Source organism: Heliomarina sp. (assembly GCF_052826185.1).
This window is the reverse complement of record NZ_JBRBUI010000054.1, coordinates 468,860-491,751: the sequence shown is the minus strand read 5'-3', so window position 1 is coordinate 491,751 and position 22,892 is coordinate 468,860. Positions and strand designations below refer to the sequence as shown.

Sequence of the window (22,892 nt, the reverse complement as noted above, 5' to 3'; positions counted from 1 at the left end):
TTCGCTAGATGAAGCGCGCAACTTGCAAGGATCGCGACGATGGCCATGGAGAACACCTTTAATGCAGCCGAGGCGGAAAGCCGGCTCTATCAGGCTTGGGAAGAGGCCGGATGCTTTACAGCCGGAGCAAATGCCAAGCCCGGCGCAAGCACCTATTCCATCATGATCCCACCGCCGAACGTCACCGGCTCACTGCACATGGGCCATGCGTTCAACAACACTCTGCAGGATATCCTGATCCGCTGGAAACGTATGCAGGGCTTTGATGTTCTCTGGCAGCCGGGAACAGACCACGCCGGGATCGCGACCCAGATGGTCACCGAACGCGAGATGGCAGCCAATCAGGAACCCTCACGCACCGAAATGGGCCGTGAGAAATTCCTTGAGCGGGTCTGGCAGCAAAAGATCAAATCGCGCGGCACCATCATCGGTCAGCTCAAACGCCTCGGCGCATCCTGTGATTGGTCGCGCGAAGCCTTCACCATGTCCGGTGCGCCTCAGGCCCCGGAGGGAGAAGACGGCAATTTCCATGATGCCGTCATCAAGGTCTTTGTCGACATGTATGAAAAGGGCCTGATCTATCGCGGCAAGCGTCTGGTCAACTGGGATCCTCATTTCGAAACCGCCATCTCGGATCTCGAAGTCGAGAACATCGAAGTGGCCGGCCATATGTGGCACTTCAAGTACCCGCTCGCCGACGGCAAGACTTACACCTACGTCGAAAAAGACGAAGACGGCAACGTGACCTTCGAGGAGGAACGCGATTACATTTCAATCGCGACGACCCGCCCCGAAACCATGCTCGGAGACGGGGCAGTCGCCGTACACCCCCAAGACGCCAGATATGCACCGATTGTCGGACATTTGTGCGAAATCCCCGTCGGGCCCAAGGAACACCGCCGGTTGATCCCGATCATCACCGACGAATACCCCGATCCGACCTTTGGCTCCGGCGCGGTGAAAATTACGGGCGCGCATGATTTCAATGACTACGCGGTTGCCAAGCGCGGCAATATTCCTTGCTACCGTTTGATGGACACGCGCGCGCGTATGCGAAGCGACGGCGCCCCCTACGCCGAGACAGCTTCCCGTGCACAAGAGATCGCCGAAGGCGCGGCATTCAGCGAAGCTGAAATTGACACGCTCAACCTCGTGCCGGACGAGTTCCGCGGCCTTGACCGCTTCGAGGCACGCAAGCTGGTTGTCGAGCAGATCACCGCAGAAGGCCTCGCCGTCATGGTCCCGGTGGAACAGCCCGATCCCGCCGAGGCCTTCGATCCGATGGACACGCCGGTTATGGAGCCTTTCGTCGACAACAAGCCGATCATGCAGCCCTTTGGCGACCGCTCGAAGGTTGTCATCGAACCGATGCTGACCGATCAGTGGTTTGTCGAAACCGACAAGATCGTCGGCCCTGCCCTGGATGCGGTTCGGAATGGCGACGTTAAAATCCTGCCGGAACGCGACGAAAAGGTCTATTTCCACTGGCTCGAAAACATCGAGCCCTGGTGCATCTCGCGCCAGCTCTGGTGGGGCCACCAGATCCCCGTCTGGTACGGCTTCGACCTGGAAAACAACAATTTCCGCGATGACGAGGGCGACGGCGCCCTCGATCCGGTCGAACTGGGCCGCCTGATGTCCGATCAGGATCTCGGCGACGCCACAGACCGCTTTCATTGCGGGCCGGATTTCGAAGCTGTCAGCAATCAGTTCGCCGATGTCCTCTCGGGCCTGCCGACGCCGCTGAACCATGCGCGCGTGATCGAGGTCGAAGACCGCGAAACAGCCAAACACGCCCTCGCCTCCAGCCTCGCGGAATATGCCGAAACACAGGACCCGACGAAACTCACATATCCTGTCTGGCGCGACCCCGATGTACTCGACACGTGGTTCTCGTCCGGCCTCTGGCCGATCGGCACCCTGGGATGGCCGGAAAACACGCCCGAGCTGCAGAAGTACTTCCCGACCAGCACGCTGATCACCGGCTTTGATATCATCTTCTTCTGGGTCGCCCGTATGATGATGATGCAATATGCCGTTGTCGGCCAGAAACCCTTCGACACGGTCTATGTGCACGCGCTGGTGCGTGACGAGAAGGGCAAGAAAATGTCGAAGAGCCTCGGCAACGTGCTCGACCCGCTCGAACTCATCGACGAATACGGCGCCGACGCCGTCCGCTTCACCCTCACGGCGATGGCAGCGATGGGACGCGATCTCAAGCTGTCGACCCAACGCATCGCCGGGTACCGGAACTTTGGCACCAAGCTCTGGAACGCCGCCTCTTACGGCCAGTTCAGAGGTGTCTTCGAGGTTCCTCATGCAGACCATCCGCCGGCGGCCTCCCTTCCGCTCAACCGTTGGATCAGGGGTGAGATCGCCAAAACCCGCGAAGAAGTAGATACAGCGCTGGCACAGTTCCGTTTCAATGACGCGGCCAACGCGCTCTACAGTTTCGTGTGGGGTACCTTCTGTGACTGGTACCTCGAATTCACGAAACCCGTCTTCGACGGTGAAGATACAGAGGCGATTGCCGAAACAAAGGCGACCTATGCCTGGGCACTCGACCAGTGTCTCATCCTGTTGCATCCGATCATGCCGTTCATCACCGAAGAGCTCTGGGAACAAAAGCCGCGCCCGTCGAAACTGATTCATGCTGACTGGCCGACCTACACGGCGGCGGAATTGGTGGACCAGAGCGCGGACGAAGAACTCAACTGGGTGATCCGCCTGATCAGCGCCATCCGTTCGGCGCGCGCCCAGATGAACGTTCCCGCCGGGGCGCATGTCCCGCTCGTCGTCAAGGGGTTCACAGCCGAAGCGCGTGCCGCCTACCAGACCAACGAGGCCCTGATCAAACGCTTCGCACGCCTCGAATCGCTCAGCGAGGTCGACGCCTTCCCGAAAGGCACCGTGGCGCTGGCCGTGACAGGCGGCAGCTTCGGTCTGCCGCTGGCCGACGTCATCGATGTCGAAGCGGAAAAAGCGCGTCTGGAGAAATCGCTGGGTAAGCTCGCCAAGGAACTCGGCGGGCTTCGCGGGCGGTTGAATAACCCTAAATTCGCGGCCTCCGCGCCCGCAGATGTGGTAGAAGAAACGCGTAACAACCTTGCCGCGCGGGAAGAAGAAGAAAGCAAACTGAAAGAGGCGCTTGATCGCCTCAAGGAAATCGCCTGATCTTCTTCTCGTCCAAAATACGGAAATCCCCGCCTTGCAGCAGGCGCAGGGCGGGGAACTCAATCGAATCGATAAGAACTTGAATATTTAACCGAACACCGGTTTGCGCCGCTGCATCTGGGCCGCGATGACTTCCATTTGCTCCGGCTTGCCGATGAGCTTGGCCTGTTCGGCGGATTCTGCCAGCAGAACCTCTTTCCGGTCCTGGCTTTCACAAAGCTCGATCAGCCGTTTCGCCCCACGAATGGCACTCGGGCTCTTGCTTGCGATTTCTGCCGCCAGATCGTTTGCGGCCGCAAGCGGGTCGTCCGAGAGAGACGTGACCAGCCCCCAGCGTTCGGCCTGCTCGGCACCGACCGGCGCCGCCGTATAGGTCAGCTGGCGCAGCACATCGGAGCGGACCAGCTCCGGCAAAAGCACCATGCCGCCCATATCGGGCACGAGGCCCCATTTCATCTCCATGATCGCAAGTTTGGCGTCCGGTGCTGCGATGCGGATATCGGCCCCAAGCGCAAGCTGCATCCCGCCCCCGTATGCCGCGCCCTGCAACGCGGCAATCACCGGCACGGGCACACGGCGCCAGATCAGGGCGACTTCCTGAAACAGGTTCGCGTCGTGGTGGCTGCGTTCCATGAGCCTGCCTTCGACATCGCCCTGCCCCAGCGTGCCAAAACTTGCCATGTCCAGCCCGGCGCAGAAACTCTTGCCTTCTCCGGACAAGACAACGGCCCGGGCGTCCGACTGGGCAACCTCCTGCCCTGCGGCGACAATCGCTTCCATCATGTCAGGATCGAGTGCATTCATCTTGTCACCGCGCGTCAGCGTGACTTTGGCAATGTGATCTTCATAATTTACGGATACCCGTGCCATGCTGGCCTCCCTTGAATGGCAATCCCAGGCACCCTGCCCTTTGCCGATCCGGGACGCCAGAAAAACCCTGCGGCACAACCCGGGCCGAGAGCCAGCGTTTACAATTCAATCCGGCGCATTAGGTTTCAGCCTCGAGAAAGAGAACGAACGTGACACAGATGGATCCTGTCCAAAGCAACGCTCATCATTCGCGGCACGTTCGGCACCTCTGGACCGCCGCAGGACTGATCGCGTTGGCCGTCGGGATCATAGGGGCGTTTCTACCGATCCTGCCAACAACACCGTTGGTACTGCTTGCGGCTTTCTGTTTTGGCAAGGGTTCGCCAAGGTTGCGCGCATGGATCACGTCGCATCCCCGATTTGGCGCTTCGATCGAGGATTGGGAGGCAACCGGAGCCATCCCGCCCAAGGTCAAGATTTTCTCCTGCACCGTCATGGCCGCGACATTCATTGCGAGTGCCCTTCTGGGTCTATCTCCCATGGCTCTTGCAGCGCAGGGTGTTCTCATGGGAATTGGCGCAATTTACGTGCTCACACGACCGAACCGCTGAACAGATATCTTGCCGAGCGCCACGCCATCGGATTATGTGCTGGCATGACATATCCGCGTTACACACCTCTCGTCGCTTCGCTGCCTGCTTCCGTCCCCTTTGTCGGGCCGGAAACTCATGAACGCGAAAGAGGCGCTTCTTTCATCGCCAGGATCGGTGCCAACGAAAACGTCTTTGGCCCCTCGCCCAAGGCGATCTCGGCCATGCAGGACGCGGATGCAGATATCTGGAAATACGGAGATTCCCTAAGCTTCGATCTGCGCGCCGCGATAGCAGAGGAAAACAACGTCCGACCTGAAAACGTCATCGTTGGCGAAGGTATCGATGGTCTGCTCGGCTACCTTGTCCGGCTCGTCGTCGAGCCGGGCGACCATGTTGTTACATCGGACGGGGCCTATCCGACATTCAATTACCATGTCACCGGATATGGCGGCACGCTTCACAAGGTCCCCTACCGCGACGATCGCGAAGATCCCTCGGCCCTCATCGCAAAGGCCGCTGAGCTTGGCGCCAAGCTGGTTTATATCGCCAATCCCGACAATCCGATGGGCACCTGGCACTCCGGTCAGGAGCTTCACAAGGCGCTGGATACGCTGCCCGAAGGCTGTCTGATGATCGTCGACGAGGCCTATGTCGAATGCGCACCGGACGGGACAAGCCTTCCGGCTGACGCGGACGATCCGCGACTTATTCGCATGCGCACATTTTCCAAGATTTACGGGATGGCCGGTGCGCGGGTCGGTTATGCTCTGGCGGCACCGGAATTGATCGCCGCGTTTGACAAGGTCCGAAACCACTTTGGCATGAACCGCAGCGCGCAGGTAGGAGCCTTGGCCGCAATTCAGGACAAGGATTGGCTCGCCCATGTGAAAAGCGAGGTTTCGGCTGCAAGGGATCGCATAAGCGATATCGCCCGGCGCAACGGATTGACCGCGTTGCCGTCTGCGACCAATTTCGTCGCTGTGGACTGTGGCAGGGACGGTGAGTTTGCCCGCGCGGTACTAAATGAGCTGGTTTCTCGCGGCATCTTTGTTCGCATGCCTTTTGCAGCGCCGCAAAATCGCTGCATCCGGGTCAGCTGCGGTCGGCCGGTCGATCTGGATGCTTTTGCGCAGGCTCTTCCAGAGGCATTAAAGGCCGCGCGGGAAAGCAGGGAAATTGAAGAAGCCGCGCGTTAGATTTAGTCGAATATTATCACCCCGTCTCTAGTCTCTGCCGCGAACAGCGCCGGAGTCATCATGTACGACCACGAATTAGGCACCGCCCCCGACTTTTCGACTGCAGCCATCGCCATGCTTGGGTTGAACCTGATGTGGATATTCACAGCACTCTGGGCAATCTGGGGACTTGTTCCAGTCGTTCTTCTGGGACTCGGAATGAATGAGGCAATCAGTCGTTTTGCCGAGGGAGATGACTGACCCCCTCGGCCCGTAGCTTACCGGCCGGCAATTACCGCGGCCGCCGCGCCAAGCGCGCCCGAACCGTGCGGTATGTCAAGCGCGCACATGCCTGCCTCGATTCCGCCCAGCAGGCCCATGATCATCTGACCGTTGATATGTCCCATATGGCCGAGGCGGAAGAAACCGTGCCATGCCGGATCGCCGGGTTCCGCCATGCCAAGCCCGATACCAAGTGTCAGGCCGACCTGCGAAGACAGCCAGTCGCGCAAGGCGGTGCCGTGCGGAGCCCCCAGTTGAAGCGCCGTAACCGCATGGCTGCGGAGGCCAGGATCTGTGATGTTCAGGCGCAACGGCCCTTCGCTTGACCATGCGTCACACGCCGCCCAGATCGCCCGGGCCAGCCTCTCGTGGCGTTCCCAGACTTTTTCGACCCCCTCTTCGTGGATGAGATCGAGCGCGGCTCGCAAGCCATAGAGATGATGCGTAGGGGCAGTCCCACCGAAATGCTGGTAGAATTCCTTTGGCTTGGCGCGGGGCGTCCAATCCCAGTACCGGCTCACGCGCGGCATTTGTGTCCGCACCTCATCGGCCTTGTCGTTGAAGAAGACAAAGCTCATGCCCGGAGGAACCATCAGACCTTTCTGGCATCCTGCCACCATGACATCGACGCCCCATTCGTCCATTTCGAACGGGTCGCAGCCAAGCGAAGCGATGCAGTCCACCATGAGCAATGCCGGATGCCCAATTTCGTCGAGGATGCGGCGAAGACCGGCAATATCGTTGCGAACAGAGCTGGACGTATCCACATGCGTCGCCATCACCGCCTTGATCTCATGGCCCTTGTCTGCGGAAAGCGTCTCGCGGACTTTTTCAAGATCGAAGGGGCCCGCCTTGCCAAAATCCTGTACGCGGGTCTCGATCCCCAGACCACGCGCCATGTCGGCCCAGCCTAGGCCGAAACGTCCTGTCGACGGCACGTAAACGGTTTCGCCGGGCGAAAGCACATTCGACAGCGCCGCTTCCCACGCGCCGTGACCATTGGAGATATACATCGCAACGTAATGCTCGGTGCGCGCGACGCGCTTTAGATCGGGCACGATCGAATGGGTCATTTCGACGAGCGCACCGGCATAGATGTTCGGTGCGGGCCTGTGCATCGCCTGTAGAACTACATCCGGAATAACGGACGGGCCCGGTATTGCCAGGTACTCGCGCCCTTGCGCCAGCGAGGATTCTTTGTTCATGGTAAAGTCCGTAATCGATTTCGCCCCACCCTAGTCAGCCCCGGTCCGGCGTCAATGCGGCAAAGCTGCGGACTTGCACCAAGAACCAGCGACACGTAAACGGCCCGCTACACGTAAGGACATATCGATGACTTCCAAAGATCCGAAAGCGCACGAATGAGCCGTCCACACAAATCTGCACGTGAGCTTATGGGCTGGCTCTGGCGTGGCTATCTTCGTCATCATATTCCGATGCTCTCGCTCGCCATCATTTTCATGCTGATCGAAGGCAGCATGGTCGGTGCGGTCAGTTACATGATGAAGCCGATGTTCGACCTTGTCTTCGTCGCGGGAAATACGTCGGCGCTTGGCTGGGTCAGCGTGACGTTTCTTTTGATCTTCTGTATGCGCGGCCTTTCCGGCATGTGCCAGAAAGTTCTGTTGACACGTATTTCCCAGCTGACGGCCGCAGCGCTGCGGCTTGATCTCGTCAAGCGCCTGATCCGTCAGGACACATCCTTTCACCAGACGCATCCGCCAGGTTTCCTGATCCAGCGGGTGCAATCGGATGTGACCGCGGTGAACGAAGTCTGGAAGGCAATCGTTACCGGTGCCGGACGCGACGCAATTTCACTGGTTATCCTGATCGGTGTCGCGGTCAATATCGACTGGCGCTGGACGGCCGTCATGCTGGTCGGGCTGCCTTTGCTCATGCTGCCCATCGGCGTCGCACAACGATATGTGCGTAAAAAGTCGTCGCAGGCGCGCGACCTTGGTGCGGCCCTTGCGACGCGTCTGGACGAGATTTTCCACGGCATCGTGCCGATCAAGCTGAACTCGCTTGAGGGATATCAGGCCGGTCGTTTCAAAAGGCATACGGATACTTTCGTTCGCTCGGAAATCCGCGCGTCTTTCGGTACTGCCGTGATTACCGCTATGGTCGATATAATGGCCGGCGTCGGTTTCATGGGCGTGCTGCTTTATGGCGGTGCCGAAATCATCGAAGGCGACAAGACCGTCGGTGAATTCATGAGCTTTTTCACCGCGATTGGCCTTGCGTTTGACCCGATGCGACGTCTGGCCGCCGTAAGCGGTGTCTGGCAGGCCGCCGCGGCAGCGCTGGAACGACTGAAAGAACTGATGGACGCGCCGATCCTTGTGCAGGAACCGACGGATCCGGTCGATCCGCCAAAAGGATTGCCACCGATCAATCTTGAGCACGTGTCGCTCAGCTATGGCGATGCCCCGGTGCTTCGGGATCTGTCGCTGAAAGCCGAGGCCGGCAAGACCACGGCGCTTGTCGGCGCCTCAGGTGCAGGCAAATCCACCATTTTCAATTTGCTGACACGTCTTGTCGATCCGCAAAGCGGCTCCGTGAAGATCGGGGATGCAGAGGTGCGCCGGATGCGCATGGAAGATCTTCGCGGGTTGTTCTCGGTTGTCAGCCAAGAGGCGCTGCTTTTCGACGAAACGCTTCGGGAAAACATATTGCTTGGCCGAACCGACGTCAGCGACGAAGAACTGAAGAAGGTCCTCGACGCGGCGCATGTTTCCGACTTCCTGCCCAAACTGCCGAATGGTCTGGAAACCGAAGTGGGGCCGCGCGGCTCTGCCCTTTCTGGTGGGCAGCGGCAGCGGGTCGTCATCGCGCGCGCCTTGCTGCGTGACACGCCGATCCTGCTGCTGGACGAAGCAACCAGTGCGCTGGATGCACAGTCCGAAAAAGTGGTGCAGAGTGCGTTGGACAAGCTGGCCGGAGGCCGAACGACACTGGTCATCGCGCATCGGCTCTCTACGATCCGAAACGCCGACAAGATCATCGTGATGGATCGCGGTCAGGTCATTGACGAAGGCACCCATGACGAATTGCTGGCGCGCGGTGGCACCTATGCGGATCTCTACCGCCTGCAGTTTCAAGATGGAAAAACGATCATAGATCCGATCGGCACAGCAGCGCTTCGGGCCCGGGCGCCGAACAACGAGGATCGACCACCATCGATCCTCCGCCGTCTTGGGCGGGTCCTGTTCGGATAATCAGCGCCTGTAAGCTTGCGCCAGCACCTCGGGGTCGGCGCCGGCAAGGTAACGGCTGAGCATCCAGATATTGCGGGCTCCGCGCCGCATCCAGCCATTGCGGCGGTAACGGTCCGCCGCAGTTGTCGCCAGCACCGGCAGGCCGACGGGGCGCCGATTCAGAGCACGAACCAGAGCGACGTCTTCCATAAGCGGTTGATCGGGATACCCGCCAGCGCGCCTGTATTCGTCTATCGAAATCAGCAGGCCCTGATCGCCATAGGGCAAGCCGAACAATGCAGACCTGAGATTGGCCCAGCCTGCCACCCATTTAGGCATCATCCCGCGCGCTCGAAAAGCCAGCTTGAAATAGGCTGGCGAGTCTTCAACTTCGAGGTAATCGGAAACCTCACGCGACCAGCCTTTTTCAAGCTCCGTATCCGCATGGAGAACAAGTAGCCAACGGCCTTTGGCGATGTCTGCGCCCCTTTTCAGCTGACCGCCACGCGATGCTGGCCCCGTGACAAGCGTCGCCCCGACATCATCGGCGATACGGCAGGTCGCATCCGTCGAACCGCCATCACTGATGATGAGTTCTCGGATCAACCCCGCCGTCAGCCCTTCCATCAACGCCTGAAGGCTGATGGGAAGAGTCTTTTCCGCGTTCAAAGTTGGAATCAGGACGCTGATGTGCGCAGTCAAAAGGCTTCCCCTGTTTAATTCCGTGTCTATACCTATATGACATTCCCAAAGACACAAGGAGCAGTTTTATGGCGACTCGCCGTGTAATTAGGCTTAGCGGGCCGGAAACAATCGATTTCCTCCAGGGTTTGGTAACGAACGACGTCACCAAGATCGATGCGGGTCTGGTCTATGCCGCGCTGCTGACTCCGCAAGGCAAATACCTTGGAGACTTTTTCTTGAAAAAGCAGGACGATGACGTGCTGCTGGACCTTGCAGAAGAGCAGGCAGATGACATCATCCGGCGTTTGACGATGTACAAACTGCGCTCGAAGGTCAGCTTTGAACCGACGACGCTGTCAGTTGCGCGTGGCACTGGCGAAATGCCGGATGACGCGTTGACCGATCCCCGGCACCCTGCACTGGGTTGGCGCGCCTATCGTGAGGGAGAGGAAAGCGATGACGGTTCGGACTGGGATGCAATCCGGGTCGAACATTGCATCCCGGCGAGCGGCGTCGAATTGACTCCGGATACGTTCATCCTCGAAGCGAGGCTTCAGGATCTGAACGGAGTGGATTTCCGCAAGGGCTGTTATGTCGGACAGGAAGTCACAGCGCGGATGAAGCACAAGACCGAGTTGCGCAAGGGTTTAAAGCAAGTCCGCATTTCAGGAGATGCGCCAATCGGCAGCGAAATCACGGCAAATGGAAAATCGGTCGGAACGCTTTTCACGCAAGCCGGCGACAAGGCCATCGCTTATCTGAGATTTGATCGCGTCACGGACGAAATGAACGCAGGCGACGCGAAAATCTCAGTTTCGTAAGCAGTTAGCGTGCGAAGAGTTGTCCGGTCCTTGTTGTTGTGGTCGTGCCTGTCCCCACAGCGTCATCATCTGACCCGGACACAATGCCAATAACCGTCAAGCCTGCCAGCACGCCAACAGCGACGGGCGCTGTAAGTCCGGTCCCGGCAAGAGCCGTTTCCGCCGTCGTGGCTTGCTGTGTCTGACTTTGGGAGCTCTGCTGCGAGCAGGTGACCTGCAACTGGCCACCGCCAATGTATTGCGCCGACACAAGTGTTCCGCTGCCACAGGCAAGTCGAGCGCGCGCTTCGGCGGTCGCCGCCTCCACGACCTGAGCCCTGGCCGGAGCCAGTGAAAAGGCCGCCATCGCCGCCGCGCAAAAGATAATCAAGTGTAGTTTCATATTCTCACCCCTGAGAGGTAAACTTCAAGCTGAACAAATCGCTTTTCATTCGCCGATGTTGACGCAGAGGAAGAGGTTTTTCAACGGCGTCTCGCAAGAATGGGGCAAAGCCTGCAATTCTTTGACGTAGGGGCAGGAATCCATCTACATTCTTCCCGAGCCGGAAACGTCTGGCGCTGTCAGGGTCACGCCAGTTACGCTTCAATCATGTTTTAGGGAGATTCCTCATGAAACCATTCAGCCGCTTTTCAATTACATTGATGGCTGCGGGCGCTATTGTCCTGCCCCTTCCCACTCTGGTTCACGCACAGGCTCCTGTCGGAGGCGTGGTAACTTTTGTTGTTCCGGCTGGCGGGTTCGGCTCAAGCCGGTTCACGGATGTGATCGTGGGATCGCTTAGCGCAGCAAGCAAATTTTGTGGCGCGCTCGATTCGGCGTATCGGGTGGATTGTCTTGCCGAGCGGATCGGCAAAATGGCAGCGGATATTCCCGAAGATACGGATTACGAGGAAATCAAGGATGTCCTGAACCAGACCTCACAGGATATGGCCAATCTGGCGCGCAGAAACCGCGACAGCAGCAAGCCCAGACAAAACGTTTCCACCGGTGGGTCTTCCCCGCAGGCGACCACCCGTCCTCTTACGGCGGTCCGCGCCGAGTCCCAGGCAAGCGTGAACCAGCAGGCCGAAGCGATTTTGCAGAACACCGAGACACTTCTCCTGCGGACTCCGGATGATGACACCGGCAAGAAGCTGCATTACACGCGTATCGCCGAAGCGATCGGGTCGAACAAGACGCTGCTTCGCTCAACCTGATCGCTGTAGAACCTTCAGACGCGCGTGAGACAAAACGTCACGCGCGTTCTGTGTATTCCATGGTTTCGGTGTTAACCACGATGTCTTCGTCCTGACCGACGAAGGGAGGCACCATGACCTTTACGCCATTGTCCAGCACGGCAGGTTTGAAAGAGTTCGCCGCAGTCTGGCCTTTGACCACCGGCTCGGTTTCGACAACCTTGCAGACCACCTTTTGCGGCAAGGTGGCGTTGAGCGCCTCTTCTTCGTGGAATTCGACGACAATGGTCATGCCATCCTGCAGGAACGGACGCCGATCACCGAGAATTTCCGCAGGCAATTCAACCTGTTCGTAGGTCTCTGTGTTCATGAAGACCAGCATACCGTCGGATTCATAGAGGAACTGCTGATCTTTTTGCTCGAGCCGCACACGCTCGACCTTGTCCGCACTGCGAAAGCGTTCGTTCAGCTTCGAACCGTTGCGGATGTTGCGCAGTTCGACCTGTGCGAACGCGCCACCCTTCCCGGGTTTGACGTGGTCCACTTTAACCGCCGTCCAGAGCGCATCGTTATGCTCGAGAACGTTTCCAGGACGAATTTCATTTCCGTTGATCTTGGGCATTACAAAACCTTCAAACAGGTTGATGATGGAAGTTGCGCTCCTATATCTCGGGGGGACGGACCTGACAAGACAACGATATCTCGCGTTACGCAAGGCAAAGCCATGCAGACAGCGCATGGCAGGCATGAGTATTTGCGGTATCCGAATCGGTTCTGTTCCGTCATAAGGGGCTTCGCGCCGAAATTAACAAGAGCAAAAAAAACAAGGGAAACGAGATGAAAGATTTCGTTGACGGCACTGCCTTTAACAACGAGCAAGGCAATCGTGCACGTAAACTTTTCGCAGCCGTCGTGTTGGCTGCTCTGGATGATGCCATCGCCGATGACAAGAAATACGGCAATGGTCCCGAACAAATCGCTCGCTGGGCACGTTCGCGGGATGGCCGCGAAGTACTGTCCTGCGCCGGTATCGACCCCAATGAGCGGGTTGTGCTGGGTCTGATGGATTTTGTTGGACGTGGCGTCCGTACCTCTGTTGCGCTGTCGCGCGAAGAGAGCGAGCGTCGTCATGCCGCGGAGCAGGCAGAAGCAGCCTGATCCAGACGTATGACTCAAAAAGGGCGCGCCGGATGGGCGCGCTTTTTTTGTGTCTGCCTGTAGCGTTATCGCTGTATCAGGACTGACGGGAAACGGAGCTCAACAGGACCGGACCATGGCGCGCGCGTTGATGATTCAGGGCACCGGCAGCAATGTCGGCAAGTCGATGCTGGTGGCCGGGCTGGCCCGCGCTTGCGTAAGGCGCGGGCTAAGCGTCGCGCCATTCAAGCCTCAGAATATGTCCAACAACGCCGCTGTAACCGCCGACGGTGGCGAGATCGGGCGCGCACAGGCGCTTCAGGCGCGCGCGGCGCGCAGGGTTCCGCATACGGATATGAACCCGGTGCTTCTCAAACCTGAAACTGACACCGGGGCCCAGATCGTGCTGCAGGGTAAGCGGGTCGGCCGCACCGAAGCAAAAGCGTATCAACGCGACCGCACCGGGTTGTTGCCAGCCGTGCTGAAAAGCTTTCGGCGACTGGCTGATAAGGTGGATCTGGTCCTTGTCGAAGGCGCAGGCAGCCCGGCGGAGATCAACCTGAGAAAAGGCGATATCGCCAATATGGGCTTTGCCCGGGCGGCCCATATTCCCGTGGTTCTGGTCGGCGACATAGACCGGGGCGGCGTGATCGCACAGATTGTCGGGACGAAGGCTGTTCTCGACACCGAGGATGCGGCACACGTTCAAGCATTCGCCGTGAACCGGTTTCGTGGCGACCTGTCTCTTTTCGACGCTGGGCGAGATGCGATCGCTTCTCTGACAGGCTGGCCGTCCATGGGTGTTGTTCCCTGGTTTGAAGATGCGTGGCGGCTTCCAGCAGAAGACATGCTGGATATCGCATCGCACACCGGCGGTGCCTGCAAAATCGTGGTGCCAAAGTTGCCCCGCATGGCGAATTTCGATGACCTCGATCCGCTTGCCTCTGAGCCGGACGTTTCGGTCGAGATCGTTCAACCGGGACTCCCCTTGCCCGGCGACGCCGATCTGGTCCTCATACCGGGCAGTAAGACGACGCTTGGTGATCTTGCGTTCTTCCGGGCACAGGGCTGGGACATCGACCTTAAAGCTCACCTGCGCCGGGGCGGGCATGTACTGGGGCTTTGCGGCGGGTATCAGATGCTTGGGACCCGGATATCCGATCCGGGCGGCGTCGACGGCCTGCCCGGCGCAGCGTCTGGCCTGGGACTATTGGACGTCGAAACGACAATGTCCGGCGACAAGAAGGTCATAGAACGGAGCGGCATTGCGCGCCCCGGTGGGGAGAGAGTTTCTGGCTACGAAATCCACATGGGACGCACAGAAGGGCCAGACTGCACCCGTGCATGGCTCGAGATCGACGGCCAGCCGGAGGGCGCAGCATCCAAAGACGGACGCGTCATGGGTTGCTACATGCACGGTATTTTCAGTTCCGATGCATTCCGGAAAAGCTTTCTGAACCGCCTTGGGCACCGTTCGGTCGCGCAATACGAGTCCGAAGTCGAGGCAACGCTGGACGCGCTGGCCGATCACCTCGAAAGATATCTGGATATCGACGCGATGCTCGCCCTGGCGAGCGAGCCGAGGTTCTAGTCGAACTGCTGCGTGGTCAAGGCACGCTGGATTTCACGACGCACGAGTTTGCGCACGTTGCGTGTAATCCGTTCGCCCAGAGGCCCTTGCAGTTCCTTGCGAACGATGTCGGCAACCAGGTCCCGCAGTGCTTCTTCGTCGATGAAGCCTTCGTCAGAAAACACGTCGGCGACGTCGTTTTCCTGTTGCTCGTGGCCCGCTGCCTGAGGAGGCGTGGCGGTGACTTGCTCTTTCACAGGTTCATTCGCCATCGCCGCTTCCTTGCCATTCGTCTGTTCATTGGCGTCGCGCCACTTCATCGATCGTGTCGGAACTCCCGCGTAATCATCTCCCTGCGAGCCGTCCGGCTCCCATTGATCTTGCGTCTGTGCAATCGCAGATTCCAAGGCTTGGATCTTTGCGCTAAGGCTCGCGGCGCGCGCCACGTGCTCGCTTTTCGCGGGCTCTGGCGAAGTCGCTAAAGGACTGATTTCCCGGTGAGGCGAAGGCTTGTTCGCATGCTCTCCGTCAGCGGGCTGTTCGGCATTCGCAGCTAACCCCTCTGCCGCGTTGTGCAGGGTGTTTTCCGGATTTGACCAAGGTGGATTCGAAAACGGATCAACCCTTGCCCTGGTGCGATTTTCAGGCGATCCGGCTTCTTCTATATCTGCAACATGCGTTCGCGGTTCCCCGGTGCGCTCCTCCGCCTTCTCACCCGAGAGCTGTGACGCGGGAACGCGCAGCGCAGGCGTCAGAACCAGCTTGCTTGCGGGTTTCTTTTTCGCCTGTGCATCGCCGGACCTTTGTCCGCGCCCTTCATCCGTGACCAATCGTCGAATTGAGGACAGAACATCCTCGATCTCTGCATTCGCTACCGGTTCAGACATTTTTTATCTCCTGCCTCGGTATGAGTGTAGCTCTGGCTGTCGCGTCAGACAACCAGAAGCAACGCTGCTTAATTGCGCCCCAGCGCTTTGAGAACGCGATCGAGATCTTTTGACTGTTTGCTCAGCGTGGAAGGCGCATCCTTGGCGAGGTTGTAGTACAGCGTCGGATCATAAATCTGCACGCCAAGCTGCATACGTTCGGCCGTCAGAAGCCCCTGCGCAGCAAGGAGCTGATAAGCGGCCACCGATTCTTCGGAGCGCGCGGATATCCGCGCAGTTGCCGCATCAAGCAGTTCCTGTTCTGCCGACAGAACATCAAGTGTCGTCCGCGCGCCGAGCGTTGCTTCCTCACGGATGCCGTCAAAGGCCACCTGAGCTGCACGAACCTGTTCCGCAGTCGCAGACAGGCTTGCCCGCGCCACACGGAGACGGACAAAGGCATCGTTCACTGCCAGAAGAACCTGACGCTGGACGTTCAAAAGGTTGCCCCGCGACGCATCGCGAGTCGCCATCGCGCGACGCACACTCGCGAGCAGCGACCCACCGCGATAGATCGGCTGGTTAAGCGTCAGGGTAAGGCTCGTATCCTCACTATAGGCGCCGGACCCAAGATCATCGGTGTAGCTAAAGTCGGCACCGGCGTTGACGCTCGGACCCAGATCCGATTGTGCGGCCTTGATGGCAAGCTCGGCTGCAGCAACCTGATGCTGAGCCGCGAGAATGTCCGGGTGCGTCCGCATGGCCACGGCCTGAGCCTGTTCAATCGAGGCAGGGAGAGGCGGCATGCGCGGCTGGCCCGCAAGAGTGCCCGGCTCGGAGCCGACTGCGCTTAGATATTCAGCCCGGGCACTGACCAGCCCGCCTTGTGCCGTCGAAAGGTTGCTGCGAGCGGCTGCGACCTGCGACTCCGCAAGCGCCACGTCGGTCCGCGTCACTTCACCAACATCAAAACGGTCCTGAGCGGCCCGCAATTCCTCTTGCAGCAGGCGCAGGTTGTTCTGACGAAGCTCTACGTTCTCCGCCTGTAGGAGGATATTCACGTAAGCGCTAACAGCACGCAAAAGCACGGACTGTTCAACGGAAAGCAATTGCTGCCGGGTGGCCAGAACCGTTTCTTTGGCAGCCGCACGTGACATCTGTCGGCCGCCACTGTCATAGAGCAGCCAAGTTGCCGAGATCTGTGCGGTCAACGTATCTCGGCGACTGAAAGTGCGCGGCACGATATTGCTACCGCTGTTCGTGTCATTGCGCTGAGCCGACATGATAAAGTTCAGGACCGGACGAAGCGTTGCCGTCGCCAGAGCGACGTCTTCATCGGCCGCGCGCAGCAGCGCTCGGTTCTGTTCAAGCAAACCGCTTGTGTTGTAGGCACCGACCAGCGCGTCTGCCAAGTTATCAGCCTGAGCGCCGACGGAAGTTGCCACGATGACACTGGCAACGGAGAGACCGCGCGCAATGCTTTTCTTAAGAAAGTTGCGTTTCATTGAGAGCCTCATTTCTCACCTGCCTCTTTTTATGTTGGTCCCTCGCCCGCTCCGACGTCATTTACTGCGCCGGTTTTCGCGTAAAGACGGGGACTACAATGCAAATGCCCTTTGTTTCTGAAATCCCGGAAGCACCGGTGCCCCAGCGTTGAATTCAAACCGCCAAGACATGCCAGCGCTCGTTTTGTAACCAATGCGGACCGCGCCAAGTGCTTCGTCCATGAAAAGACAGATGATACGCCCGCCTTCCTTGAGTTGATCCGTGAGCGCGACCGGTAATTCACCGACGCCGCCCTGCACGATGATCGCATCATAGGGGCCATGTTCCGCGGCACCTTCGGCGAGCGTGCCTACCTGCAGCACCACGTTGTCCGCTCCGACGTTGACCAGTTGATCCTGTGCTTCGCTGGCCATTTCTTCGTCTTCTTCCAGCGCCACGACAGCCTGGGCCATACGCGCGATAACCGCAGAAGAATAGCCAAGGGCGCAACCGACATCGAGCACAAGCTCGTCGCCGCGCACGTCCAAGGCATCGAGCATTTTTGCGAGTGTACGCGCCTCGAGAACGACGCGCCCGTCGCCGAGTTCTATGTTATCGCCCGCATAAGCCGCTTCACGCAATGCATCGGGTACGAACTGCTCCCGGGGAACGGCCAGCATGGCTTCTATGATCGGGAACTTGGTGACATCCGAAGGACGGACCTGCGTGTCGACCATGATCCTGCGGCGGGCGGAAAAATCTGTCATTTCGGATCTCACGTTTGTGGCCTTGGGCCGGTATTGCCACATCCCCCCCCTTTCGGCAACGGTCTGCTTGAGCAAAAGGCGTCATCCGAGGCTTGGAGTACACACCCCGGATTTCCAAGTCATGAACGGCAGGGCGGCTAAGCGAGGAAGCAGTGTTTATTGCTTCAGAAGGCCATTGGTCCGACCAAGTCTGAAAGCTGTTTCAAGCGTCGCTAAACCAGGCCCCCTGTCTTGTGATGAAATGGCGCGTTTTGCGCGGGCCTTCTCAGCTCCTCTCGCGCGGACACAAGATTTGGCAACGAGGCCTGAAGCGGTCGTTTTCAACAGAGCAACACCAATTATGTTTTTGATATGCCGGTGGTGTTTCTGAATGCCCGATGCATCGAAATCCATAAACAGGAAATCTTTCGGCTTGTGCCGACCAAAATAAGACGATATCAGGCCCCACACCACAAAGTCCCTTGTTCTAAGGGCCTTGGCGAGTTGGCGGAGTGGTGACGCAGCGGATTGCAAATCCGTCCACACCGGTTCGATTCCGGTACTCGCCTCCAATAAAATATGGGCCCTCGAGCGCCCTTCTCCCAAGAAGCCACTCCAGTTTACTCCGGTTTACAAGCTGGGTTTACAGTTTCGAACTCGTGTCCATTGGCCGCGATCATGGAAGCACCGATCGACTCACCGGAATCGATGACGCCGCCGGGAATGCCCCGACGGCGTGATTTCATGGCTCTCTATCGGATTGCCGCTACTCGGAAGATTTCGAAGCCTCAGCCTCGCGCTTCCAGAACAGGCGGAGCTTTTCCGCGACGCGATCACTTTCTTCCGGCACCAAGCGGACGTACTCCTCGATAATGTTCGAAGCGTGCCGGAGCCCCCACCCCATGTAAGTCGCTACTTCACGCAAGGAGCAGTCGGCGCGAATGAGCGTGGTCGCGGCAGTGCCCCTCATGTCGTAGAGGTGCAGTTCCTCACGAACGGAACCGCGATTCTCTGCGTTCGCCCTGTGTTTCAGGTTCCTGATAATCCCCGAGGCTCGCTCGGGCCTGAGCGGACGTCCTGTCAGCGACAGCAGAAGTCGCTCCTGCCCCACAGCCATGGTATCAACCAGTTCCGCGAGGTCAGGTGTCAGAGGAATATTGAAGGGCTTGCCCGTTTTCGTCCGGCGGAAAGACAAGCGCCGACCCTTCGGGGTCTTCTCAACATGCGCGCGCGTAAGAAGCCCGAGATCCTGCGGCGTAATACCCCCGCGCGCCGCGAGCACGATCCGGCGTTCGAGATCGGTGGCCACGTGGAGCAACGCCTGGATTTCCTCGGGACTCCAGATGAGCCCAGCGCGATCAGACTCGTAGAGATATTCAGTCTGAATATGATGATGGAACCGGATGCTCATGTCCGTCTTTTTACACCAGTTCAGGAAGCGTGTGACGACAGCGGTGGCGTAGTCATATTGCCTGGGCGAATGCGCCCAGTTCTTCTTGAAATTGTTGATCTCGGCGACCGCAGCGACTTCCTCGAACATCTTGATCGGATCGCTGCCGAACTCTTCCTCGAAGGGCCTGAGGTACTTCTCGTAATCCGCTTTCGTGCGCGGAGCGAGCTTCTGATATGCTGCGCTTTCTCGATACTCTGCGACCTTCGCGCGGGTACTGTTCTTGTCCGATTTCCCTTTCAGCGCCAGCGACTGGACGGAGCGCAGCACCTCCTCATAGCGGGATTCATAGGCCTTCGAACCTTTCTTGATCTTGTCCGTGCTCGACCAGAAGCGCGGCCCGCCACGGAAGCAATAGTGATACTCGCGGGCGGTGCCGTCCTTCAGGGTCTTCGTGACCCGGTGCACATTCTTCAGAATCTTATTCTCCACGGCGCTGCCTCCGCTGCTCAACCAGCGAGGTCGGCTGATCGAGATTTGCGGGCGTATTCAGCCGCTGCGCCTCGTCGAGACGCTGACGAACCAGCACCGGGTCGTAAATGTCCCGACGGCCGGGCACGGGTGTGATGCCGAGGTCCGTACACCACGTGCGGAAGGCCGAGGTCGTGCCGGAATACAGCAGCAGGGTTGCGAGATCGTCGCCGGAAATCAGCTGGATCGGGAGGATCGGATTGCTGGGCGCAGCGCGAAGCTGCACGGCCTGGGGATCGAAGTGATAAGTCATTTTTCTCGTGTTTCTCTGTTCACGAGGAGAACATCGGACCAGGCCTCCCGAAAAAATTGCATCCGGGAATACGGTTCGGTATCTCCCTGAAACGCCGGAGATCAGCCGGACGCCCTCCGAGGCTTGAGGCGCTCGGAGAGACATTTACCGGTCTGTTTTTGAGGGGTTTTCGGCGGAGTTCTCAGCCGAGACGCGCGCAGAGATCTGAGACCCGTGCACCGTACCAGCGGATGGCGTTGTAGATATCGAAAGACGCCTTTCCCTCGGCCGCGAGCCGATCGAGGCTAAGATGCGGAATCCCTTCGAGGACCGACCGGACTGTTCTCATGTCGCCCGCAATAATGCGGCCGTCAGGCAGGCCCTTGTCGCTCTCGCGGACGAGACCGAGCGTCGCTTCCTGCCCGACCGGATCGTCGAGAATCTCGAAAAGGTCGTAGAGGCCAAGGCCGTGCTCCCGGATGAAGTCGGCCGCATGGAAGCTGGCCGCATCGGCCAGCCGAGTGCCCCCTTCGGCATGAATGTCGATCAAGGTCATGATCGTCTCCTGGGTGACCAGGCCGCGGCCCGTGCCGCGATCTCATTCTCTGGCACCGTCAAGCACCGCCACCGCAGGAGAAGCTGATGGCGGCGTGGTCCGTCGCGCGGAATTACGCGGCGGGCCGGAGTCGCGAGGCAGGCGGGCGTTCCAGGTCCGCCATGACGAGGGCCTCGCGAAGCTGATCGGTCAGGAGGCAGATCTCCTCGACAACCGGATCTGCGGGATCGATACCGGCGAAATACGCGGCCTCCGGGCGTGTGCCGTCGTCGACATTCTCGAGAGCGAGGATGTCGAGCAGATCGAAGAGATCGCGCCGGGTCGACCTGGCCTCGGTCGCGCCGCGCGAGATTGCCTCCTGGAGGCGGCTGACCAGGCGGGCACCGTCCTTGCCGGCGAGCAGACCGGCCGCATTTGCGAGACCTTCGCCGCTGGCGGCGAACAGAGACGCGATTGGACAGGCGGTGTGCGGGACATGAGCGGACCGCAGACGCGGGCCGTTGGGATCGTGATACATGTGGGGCTCCATCGAGGGGGCTGGCAATCTGCGCCAGTCAAATGCCTTCCCTTTTCCTCCGTCCTCCTTCGGCTTCCGCGCTGATCTCACCAAGGAGAACAGCGCGGAAGCCGAAGGAGGACGACGTCACGCTCTACCAGGCCTCAGGATCGCATCTCTTGACGCTGTCGCCGGCGACCCCGCGCCTTGTGCCGGATGGTGGCCTTCACAGGCTCGGAGGGAGGCGTCAGGGCGCCGGAAGCGGCGACCGAACTGTCGTCCTCCAGATCCACGAACTTGTCGAACTCCCCGCCGGTGGGCGCGCTGGCGCCGCTGTTGGCCCAGGCGATCGCCTGGGACAGCGGGTCGAGGCAGTCGAGATGCGGGGCGCTTGCGATGGCCTCGGCGGCATCCGCCTCGCTCCGGGCAGCTTTGATCTTCGCTCTTGCGGTTGCAGCCTCGGCCCGTCGCGCGGCCTCGCGCGCCGCGGCGATCTCTGTGGCGAGAACGCGGGACCGTTCCCGCTCGAGAGCTCGGACCTTCATCCAGCAGGACCAGACCACAGCATTGTGGTCCTGGGTCTGCTTGCGCTCTCTGCCCATGAAGGAGACATCGTGACCGCGTTCGATCTCGAACCGGCGCCCGCGCGCCGTGTTTTTCGGTCCGAGCTTGCGTTGCGGCACAAGTCCATCCGGCGCATCGCCGGCGGCGACCATCTTCTCATAGCTGCGGAGATCGACCCTCTGCTTGACGCCATGCCGTGCGAGCGCGACATTCACGCGCTTCTGCCATTCGTCGCGGCAGGCCTGGACTATTTCCGGTCCGGTCACCTTGTCGTCGAGATGCCGCAGCTTCTTGCCGAAGCGGCCCTCGTCGGGCAGGTATTCTCGGGTCGGGCACAGGATGTGGACATGGTGATTGCGAGGATCACCACGTCCGTCTCCCCGGGCACATTTCGGCGGGATTCGGCCCTCGGTCTGCGGGATCAGGTCACGCAGGATCTCGCGGTCAGCCCCATCCGCATGCGGGTGATGGATCGCTGCCAAGGATGAGATCCGGTACTGGTCATGAAGCCAGAGGCAAAAGCCGCGCACGAGCCCGCGCTGAGTGTCGAGCGGTAGCTCGGCGGGAAGCGAAATGAGAAATTCGCGCGCGACCCGGGCGTTGATGCGGGTCTCGGAAGCGTCGACCAAATTCCAGAATCCTTCGATATCGCCACCGCCGCGGATCATCTCGACACTGACGACGTCGCGCTTTGACCGGTAGGACTTGCGCAGACCGAGGCGGTGGTCGAAGAGAGATCCCCCGATGCGATATGCGACGGCGCCGAGGAGCGACGCGCAATTCGAGCGGCCCTTGATGCTGATCGAGAAGTTGCAGGCACGGTGTAGCATGATCGGTAGATTGTGCCCGGCCGGGACTTTCGCGCAAAAAAAAGCCCGCGGCAGGCGCGCAGCAAACCCCCGGTTTGCGTAATCGCGCCCTTCGCCTTTTCCAGGCTTGGGTAGGCACCCAACGCTCACCGTCCATCGCAGTCGATCCGACCGTATGCGCGCGGATTCCCCCGGCGGGACCCAAGTCCCTCATGGAAGCCGCAATGGAGGATCACCAATGGCAAAATACAGCGACGAGATCGAGAAGCTCGAGCAGAGGATGGAGCAGCTGCGCCAGCGCCAGCGCGACCTGAAGGCCAAGGAGACCAGGCAGCAGCGCGCTGACGATACTCGCCGCAAGATCCTCTACGGCGCGGCTTTTCTTGCAGCCGTGCAGAATCTGAGCGAGGAGAAGCGGGCGCAGAGCCTGGCGCGGCTGCATGCCCGCATCCGCAATCCGAAGGACCGAGCCTTCCTCGGCCTGCCCAAGCTTGACTGAGCACCCTGCGCGCCGGCGCCCTGGCAGGCAGCTATCATCGCTCTGATCAGAAACAAGAAAGGCGCCCGCATCGGCTGGATGCGGGCGCCTTCGTTTACA

The 22,892-nt window shown here is 59.5% G+C and carries 24 protein-coding genes and 1 tRNA gene; 11 read left to right on the top strand and 14 right to left on the bottom strand.

Going from position 1 to position 22,892, the window contains the following annotated elements:
• The first annotated feature begins 39 nt into the window (after positions 1–39).
• Positions 40–3,174, top strand: a complete 3,135-nt coding sequence (locus tag ACU0FH_RS20580; protein ID WP_446196583.1) for a valine--tRNA ligase — start codon at positions 40–42, stop codon at positions 3,172–3,174.
• 87 nt (positions 3,175–3,261) lie between these two features.
• Here ACU0FH_RS20580 and ACU0FH_RS20575 read toward each other — a convergent pair whose 3' ends face one another.
• Positions 3,262–4,044 (bottom strand): crotonase/enoyl-CoA hydratase family protein, encoded by a 783-nt coding sequence (locus tag ACU0FH_RS20575; protein WP_446196582.1) that lies wholly within the window; start codon positions 4,042–4,044, stop codon positions 3,262–3,264.
• Positions 4,045–4,202: 158 nt separating this feature from the next.
• Between ACU0FH_RS20575 and ACU0FH_RS20570 the strand changes: the two genes are divergently transcribed.
• Genes ACU0FH_RS20570 through ACU0FH_RS20560 form a run of 3 tightly spaced genes read left to right on the top strand, consistent with a single transcriptional unit; the run spans position 4,203 to position 6,013 of the window.
• Positions 4,203–4,595: a YbaN family protein gene (locus tag ACU0FH_RS20570; protein WP_446196997.1), complete on the top strand. Its 393-nt coding sequence runs from the start codon at positions 4,203–4,205 to the stop codon at positions 4,593–4,595.
• 44 nt (positions 4,596–4,639) lie between these two features.
• Positions 4,640–5,773: a pyridoxal phosphate-dependent aminotransferase gene (locus ACU0FH_RS20565; RefSeq protein WP_446196581.1), complete on the top strand. Its 1,134-nt coding sequence runs from the start codon at positions 4,640–4,642 to the stop codon at positions 5,771–5,773.
• A 60-nt stretch (positions 5,774–5,833) separates the two neighbouring features.
• Positions 5,834–6,013, top strand: coding sequence for a histidinol phosphate aminotransferase (locus ACU0FH_RS20560; protein WP_446196580.1), 180 nt, complete (start codon positions 5,834–5,836; stop codon positions 6,011–6,013).
• A 17-nt stretch (positions 6,014–6,030) separates the two neighbouring features.
• Here the strand turns inward: ACU0FH_RS20560 and ACU0FH_RS20555 are convergent, their stop codons facing one another.
• Complete coding sequence (locus ACU0FH_RS20555; protein WP_446196579.1) at positions 6,031–7,239, bottom strand: pyridoxal-phosphate-dependent aminotransferase family protein; 1,209 nt, start codon at positions 7,237–7,239, stop codon at positions 6,031–6,033.
• Between the two features lie 156 nt (positions 7,240–7,395).
• Here ACU0FH_RS20555 and ACU0FH_RS20550 point away from each other — a divergent pair, with 156 nt between their 5' ends.
• Positions 7,396–9,252: an ABC transporter ATP-binding protein gene (locus tag ACU0FH_RS20550; RefSeq protein ID WP_446196578.1), complete on the top strand. Its 1,857-nt coding sequence runs from the start codon at positions 7,396–7,398 to the stop codon at positions 9,250–9,252.
• Here the strand turns inward: ACU0FH_RS20550 and ACU0FH_RS20545 are convergent, their stop codons facing one another.
• The gene (locus ACU0FH_RS20545) at positions 9,253–9,933 is read right to left on the bottom strand and encodes a TIGR04283 family arsenosugar biosynthesis glycosyltransferase (protein ID WP_446196577.1); all 681 of its coding nucleotides are present in this window, start codon (positions 9,931–9,933) and stop codon (positions 9,253–9,255) included. It lies immediately after the preceding gene.
• A 68-nt stretch (positions 9,934–10,001) separates the two neighbouring features.
• Here ACU0FH_RS20545 and ygfZ point away from each other — a divergent pair, with 68 nt between their 5' ends.
• Entirely contained in the window at positions 10,002–10,736 is a 735-nt protein-coding gene (gene ygfZ / locus ACU0FH_RS20540; protein ID WP_446196576.1) for a CAF17-like 4Fe-4S cluster assembly/insertion protein YgfZ, read from the top strand.
• Positions 10,737–10,740: 4 nt separating this feature from the next.
• Here the strand turns inward: ygfZ and ACU0FH_RS20535 are convergent, their stop codons facing one another.
• Positions 10,741–11,118 carry a hypothetical protein gene (locus ACU0FH_RS20535; protein ID WP_446196575.1) on the bottom strand — a complete coding sequence of 126 codons (378 nt, stop codon included), beginning with the start codon at positions 11,116–11,118 and terminating at the stop codon, positions 10,741–10,743.
• A 227-nt stretch (positions 11,119–11,345) separates the two neighbouring features.
• On the opposite strand from ACU0FH_RS20535, the gene ACU0FH_RS20530 reads away from it, so the two are divergent.
• Positions 11,346–11,933 (top strand): hypothetical protein, encoded by a 588-nt coding sequence (locus ACU0FH_RS20530; RefSeq protein ID WP_446196574.1) that lies wholly within the window; start codon positions 11,346–11,348, stop codon positions 11,931–11,933.
• A gap of 37 nt (positions 11,934–11,970) precedes the next feature.
• Here ACU0FH_RS20530 and efp read toward each other — a convergent pair whose 3' ends face one another.
• A complete protein-coding gene (efp, locus tag ACU0FH_RS20525; protein WP_446196573.1) occupies positions 11,971–12,534 on the bottom strand; it encodes an elongation factor P in 564 nt (187 codons plus the stop codon).
• A gap of 215 nt (positions 12,535–12,749) precedes the next feature.
• On the opposite strand from efp, the gene ACU0FH_RS20520 reads away from it, so the two are divergent.
• Together ACU0FH_RS20520 and ACU0FH_RS20515 are read left to right on the top strand one after the other, a co-directional pair.
• The gene (locus ACU0FH_RS20520; protein WP_088634872.1) at positions 12,750–13,070 is read left to right on the top strand and encodes a DUF6280 family protein; all 321 of its coding nucleotides are present in this window, start codon (positions 12,750–12,752) and stop codon (positions 13,068–13,070) included.
• A 115-nt stretch (positions 13,071–13,185) separates the two neighbouring features.
• On the top strand, positions 13,186–14,640 hold the full coding sequence (locus tag ACU0FH_RS20515; protein WP_446196572.1) for a cobyric acid synthase: 1,455 nt from the start codon (positions 13,186–13,188) through the stop codon (positions 14,638–14,640).
• Here the strand turns inward: ACU0FH_RS20515 and ACU0FH_RS20510 are convergent.
• From ACU0FH_RS20510 to ACU0FH_RS20495, 4 genes are all read right to left on the bottom strand, one after another.
• Positions 14,637–15,506, bottom strand: a complete 870-nt coding sequence (locus ACU0FH_RS20510; protein ID WP_446196571.1) for a hypothetical protein — start codon at positions 15,504–15,506, stop codon at positions 14,637–14,639. The two genes, ACU0FH_RS20515 and ACU0FH_RS20510, sit on opposite strands and share 4 nt — an antisense overlap.
• A gap of 68 nt (positions 15,507–15,574) precedes the next feature.
• On the bottom strand, positions 15,575–16,990 hold the full coding sequence (locus ACU0FH_RS20505; RefSeq protein ID WP_446196570.1) for a TolC family outer membrane protein: 1,416 nt from the start codon (positions 16,988–16,990) through the stop codon (positions 15,575–15,577).
• Positions 16,991–17,083: 93 nt separating this feature from the next.
• The gene (locus tag ACU0FH_RS20500; protein ID WP_238369967.1) at positions 17,084–17,737 is read right to left on the bottom strand and encodes a protein-L-isoaspartate O-methyltransferase family protein; all 654 of its coding nucleotides are present in this window, start codon (positions 17,735–17,737) and stop codon (positions 17,084–17,086) included.
• A 156-nt stretch (positions 17,738–17,893) separates the two neighbouring features.
• On the bottom strand, positions 17,894–18,187 hold the full coding sequence (locus ACU0FH_RS20495) for a hypothetical protein (RefSeq protein WP_446196569.1): 294 nt from the start codon (positions 18,185–18,187) through the stop codon (positions 17,894–17,896).
• 27 nt (positions 18,188–18,214) lie between these two features.
• On the opposite strand from ACU0FH_RS20495, the gene ACU0FH_RS20490 reads away from it, so the two are divergent.
• Positions 18,215–18,288: transfer RNA gene (locus ACU0FH_RS20490), tRNA-Cys, on the top strand.
• Positions 18,289–18,482: 194 nt separating this feature from the next.
• On the opposite strand, the gene ACU0FH_RS20485 is transcribed toward ACU0FH_RS20490, so the two are convergent.
• The 5 genes from ACU0FH_RS20485 to ACU0FH_RS20465 form a co-directional block, all read right to left on the bottom strand.
• The gene (locus ACU0FH_RS20485) at positions 18,483–19,598 is read right to left on the bottom strand and encodes a tyrosine-type recombinase/integrase (protein ID WP_446196568.1); all 1,116 of its coding nucleotides are present in this window, start codon (positions 19,596–19,598) and stop codon (positions 18,483–18,485) included.
• On the bottom strand, positions 19,588–19,890 hold the full coding sequence (locus ACU0FH_RS20480) for a hypothetical protein (RefSeq protein WP_446196567.1): 303 nt from the start codon (positions 19,888–19,890) through the stop codon (positions 19,588–19,590). The genes ACU0FH_RS20485 and ACU0FH_RS20480 overlap by 11 nt, the downstream gene beginning before the upstream one ends.
• Positions 19,891–20,071: 181 nt before the next feature.
• Complete coding sequence (locus tag ACU0FH_RS20475) at positions 20,072–20,425, bottom strand: hypothetical protein (protein WP_446196566.1); 354 nt, start codon at positions 20,423–20,425, stop codon at positions 20,072–20,074.
• 112 nt (positions 20,426–20,537) lie between these two features.
• Positions 20,538–20,942 (bottom strand): hypothetical protein, encoded by a 405-nt coding sequence (locus ACU0FH_RS20470; protein WP_446196565.1) that lies wholly within the window; start codon positions 20,940–20,942, stop codon positions 20,538–20,540.
• A gap of 143 nt (positions 20,943–21,085) precedes the next feature.
• The gene (locus ACU0FH_RS20465) at positions 21,086–22,315 is read right to left on the bottom strand and encodes a MobA/MobL family protein (RefSeq protein WP_446196564.1); all 1,230 of its coding nucleotides are present in this window, start codon (positions 22,313–22,315) and stop codon (positions 21,086–21,088) included.
• Positions 22,316–22,532: 217 nt separating this feature from the next.
• Between ACU0FH_RS20465 and ACU0FH_RS20460 the strand changes: the two genes are divergently transcribed.
• Positions 22,533–22,793, top strand: coding sequence for a hypothetical protein (locus tag ACU0FH_RS20460; RefSeq protein WP_446196563.1), 261 nt, complete (start codon positions 22,533–22,535; stop codon positions 22,791–22,793).
• Positions 22,794–22,892: the final 99 nt, after the last annotated feature.

Excerpts from the sequence above, each read along its gene's own strand:
- ACU0FH_RS20580 (WP_446196583.1), top strand. The coding sequence starts at position 40 with ATGGCCATGGAGAACACCTTTAATGCAGCCGAGGCGGAAAGCCGGCTC.
- ACU0FH_RS20575 (WP_446196582.1), bottom strand. The coding sequence starts at position 4,044 with ATGGCACGGGTATCCGTAAATTATGAAGATCACATTGCCAAAGTCACG.
- ACU0FH_RS20570 (WP_446196997.1), top strand. The coding sequence starts at position 4,203 with ATGGATCCTGTCCAAAGCAACGCTCATCATTCGCGGCACGTTCGGCAC.
- ACU0FH_RS20565 (WP_446196581.1), top strand. The coding sequence starts at position 4,640 with ATGACATATCCGCGTTACACACCTCTCGTCGCTTCGCTGCCTGCTTCC.
- ACU0FH_RS20560 (WP_446196580.1), top strand. The coding sequence starts at position 5,834 with ATGTACGACCACGAATTAGGCACCGCCCCCGACTTTTCGACTGCAGCC.
- ACU0FH_RS20555 (WP_446196579.1), bottom strand. The coding sequence starts at position 7,239 with ATGAACAAAGAATCCTCGCTGGCGCAAGGGCGCGAGTACCTGGCAATA.
- ACU0FH_RS20550 (WP_446196578.1), top strand. The coding sequence starts at position 7,396 with ATGAGCCGTCCACACAAATCTGCACGTGAGCTTATGGGCTGGCTCTGG.
- ygfZ (WP_446196576.1), top strand. The coding sequence starts at position 10,002 with ATGGCGACTCGCCGTGTAATTAGGCTTAGCGGGCCGGAAACAATCGAT.
- ACU0FH_RS20535 (WP_446196575.1), bottom strand. The coding sequence starts at position 11,118 with ATGAAACTACACTTGATTATCTTTTGCGCGGCGGCGATGGCGGCCTTT.
- ACU0FH_RS20530 (WP_446196574.1), top strand. The coding sequence starts at position 11,346 with ATGAAACCATTCAGCCGCTTTTCAATTACATTGATGGCTGCGGGCGCT.
- efp (WP_446196573.1), bottom strand. The coding sequence starts at position 12,534 with ATGCCCAAGATCAACGGAAATGAAATTCGTCCTGGAAACGTTCTCGAG.
- ACU0FH_RS20520 (WP_088634872.1), top strand. The coding sequence starts at position 12,750 with ATGAAAGATTTCGTTGACGGCACTGCCTTTAACAACGAGCAAGGCAAT.
- ACU0FH_RS20515 (WP_446196572.1), top strand. The coding sequence starts at position 13,186 with ATGGCGCGCGCGTTGATGATTCAGGGCACCGGCAGCAATGTCGGCAAG.
- ACU0FH_RS20510 (WP_446196571.1), bottom strand. The coding sequence starts at position 15,506 with ATGTCTGAACCGGTAGCGAATGCAGAGATCGAGGATGTTCTGTCCTCA.
- ACU0FH_RS20505 (WP_446196570.1), bottom strand. The coding sequence starts at position 16,990 with ATGAAACGCAACTTTCTTAAGAAAAGCATTGCGCGCGGTCTCTCCGTT.
- ACU0FH_RS20500 (WP_238369967.1), bottom strand. The coding sequence starts at position 17,737 with ATGACAGATTTTTCCGCCCGCCGCAGGATCATGGTCGACACGCAGGTC.
- ACU0FH_RS20480 (WP_446196567.1), bottom strand. The coding sequence starts at position 19,890 with ATGACTTATCACTTCGATCCCCAGGCCGTGCAGCTTCGCGCTGCGCCC.
- ACU0FH_RS20475 (WP_446196566.1), bottom strand. The coding sequence starts at position 20,425 with ATGACCTTGATCGACATTCATGCCGAAGGGGGCACTCGGCTGGCCGAT.
- ACU0FH_RS20470 (WP_446196565.1), bottom strand. The coding sequence starts at position 20,942 with ATGTATCACGATCCCAACGGCCCGCGTCTGCGGTCCGCTCATGTCCCG.
- ACU0FH_RS20465 (WP_446196564.1), bottom strand. The coding sequence starts at position 22,315 with ATGCTACACCGTGCCTGCAACTTCTCGATCAGCATCAAGGGCCGCTCG.
- ACU0FH_RS20460 (WP_446196563.1), top strand. The coding sequence starts at position 22,533 with ATGGCAAAATACAGCGACGAGATCGAGAAGCTCGAGCAGAGGATGGAG.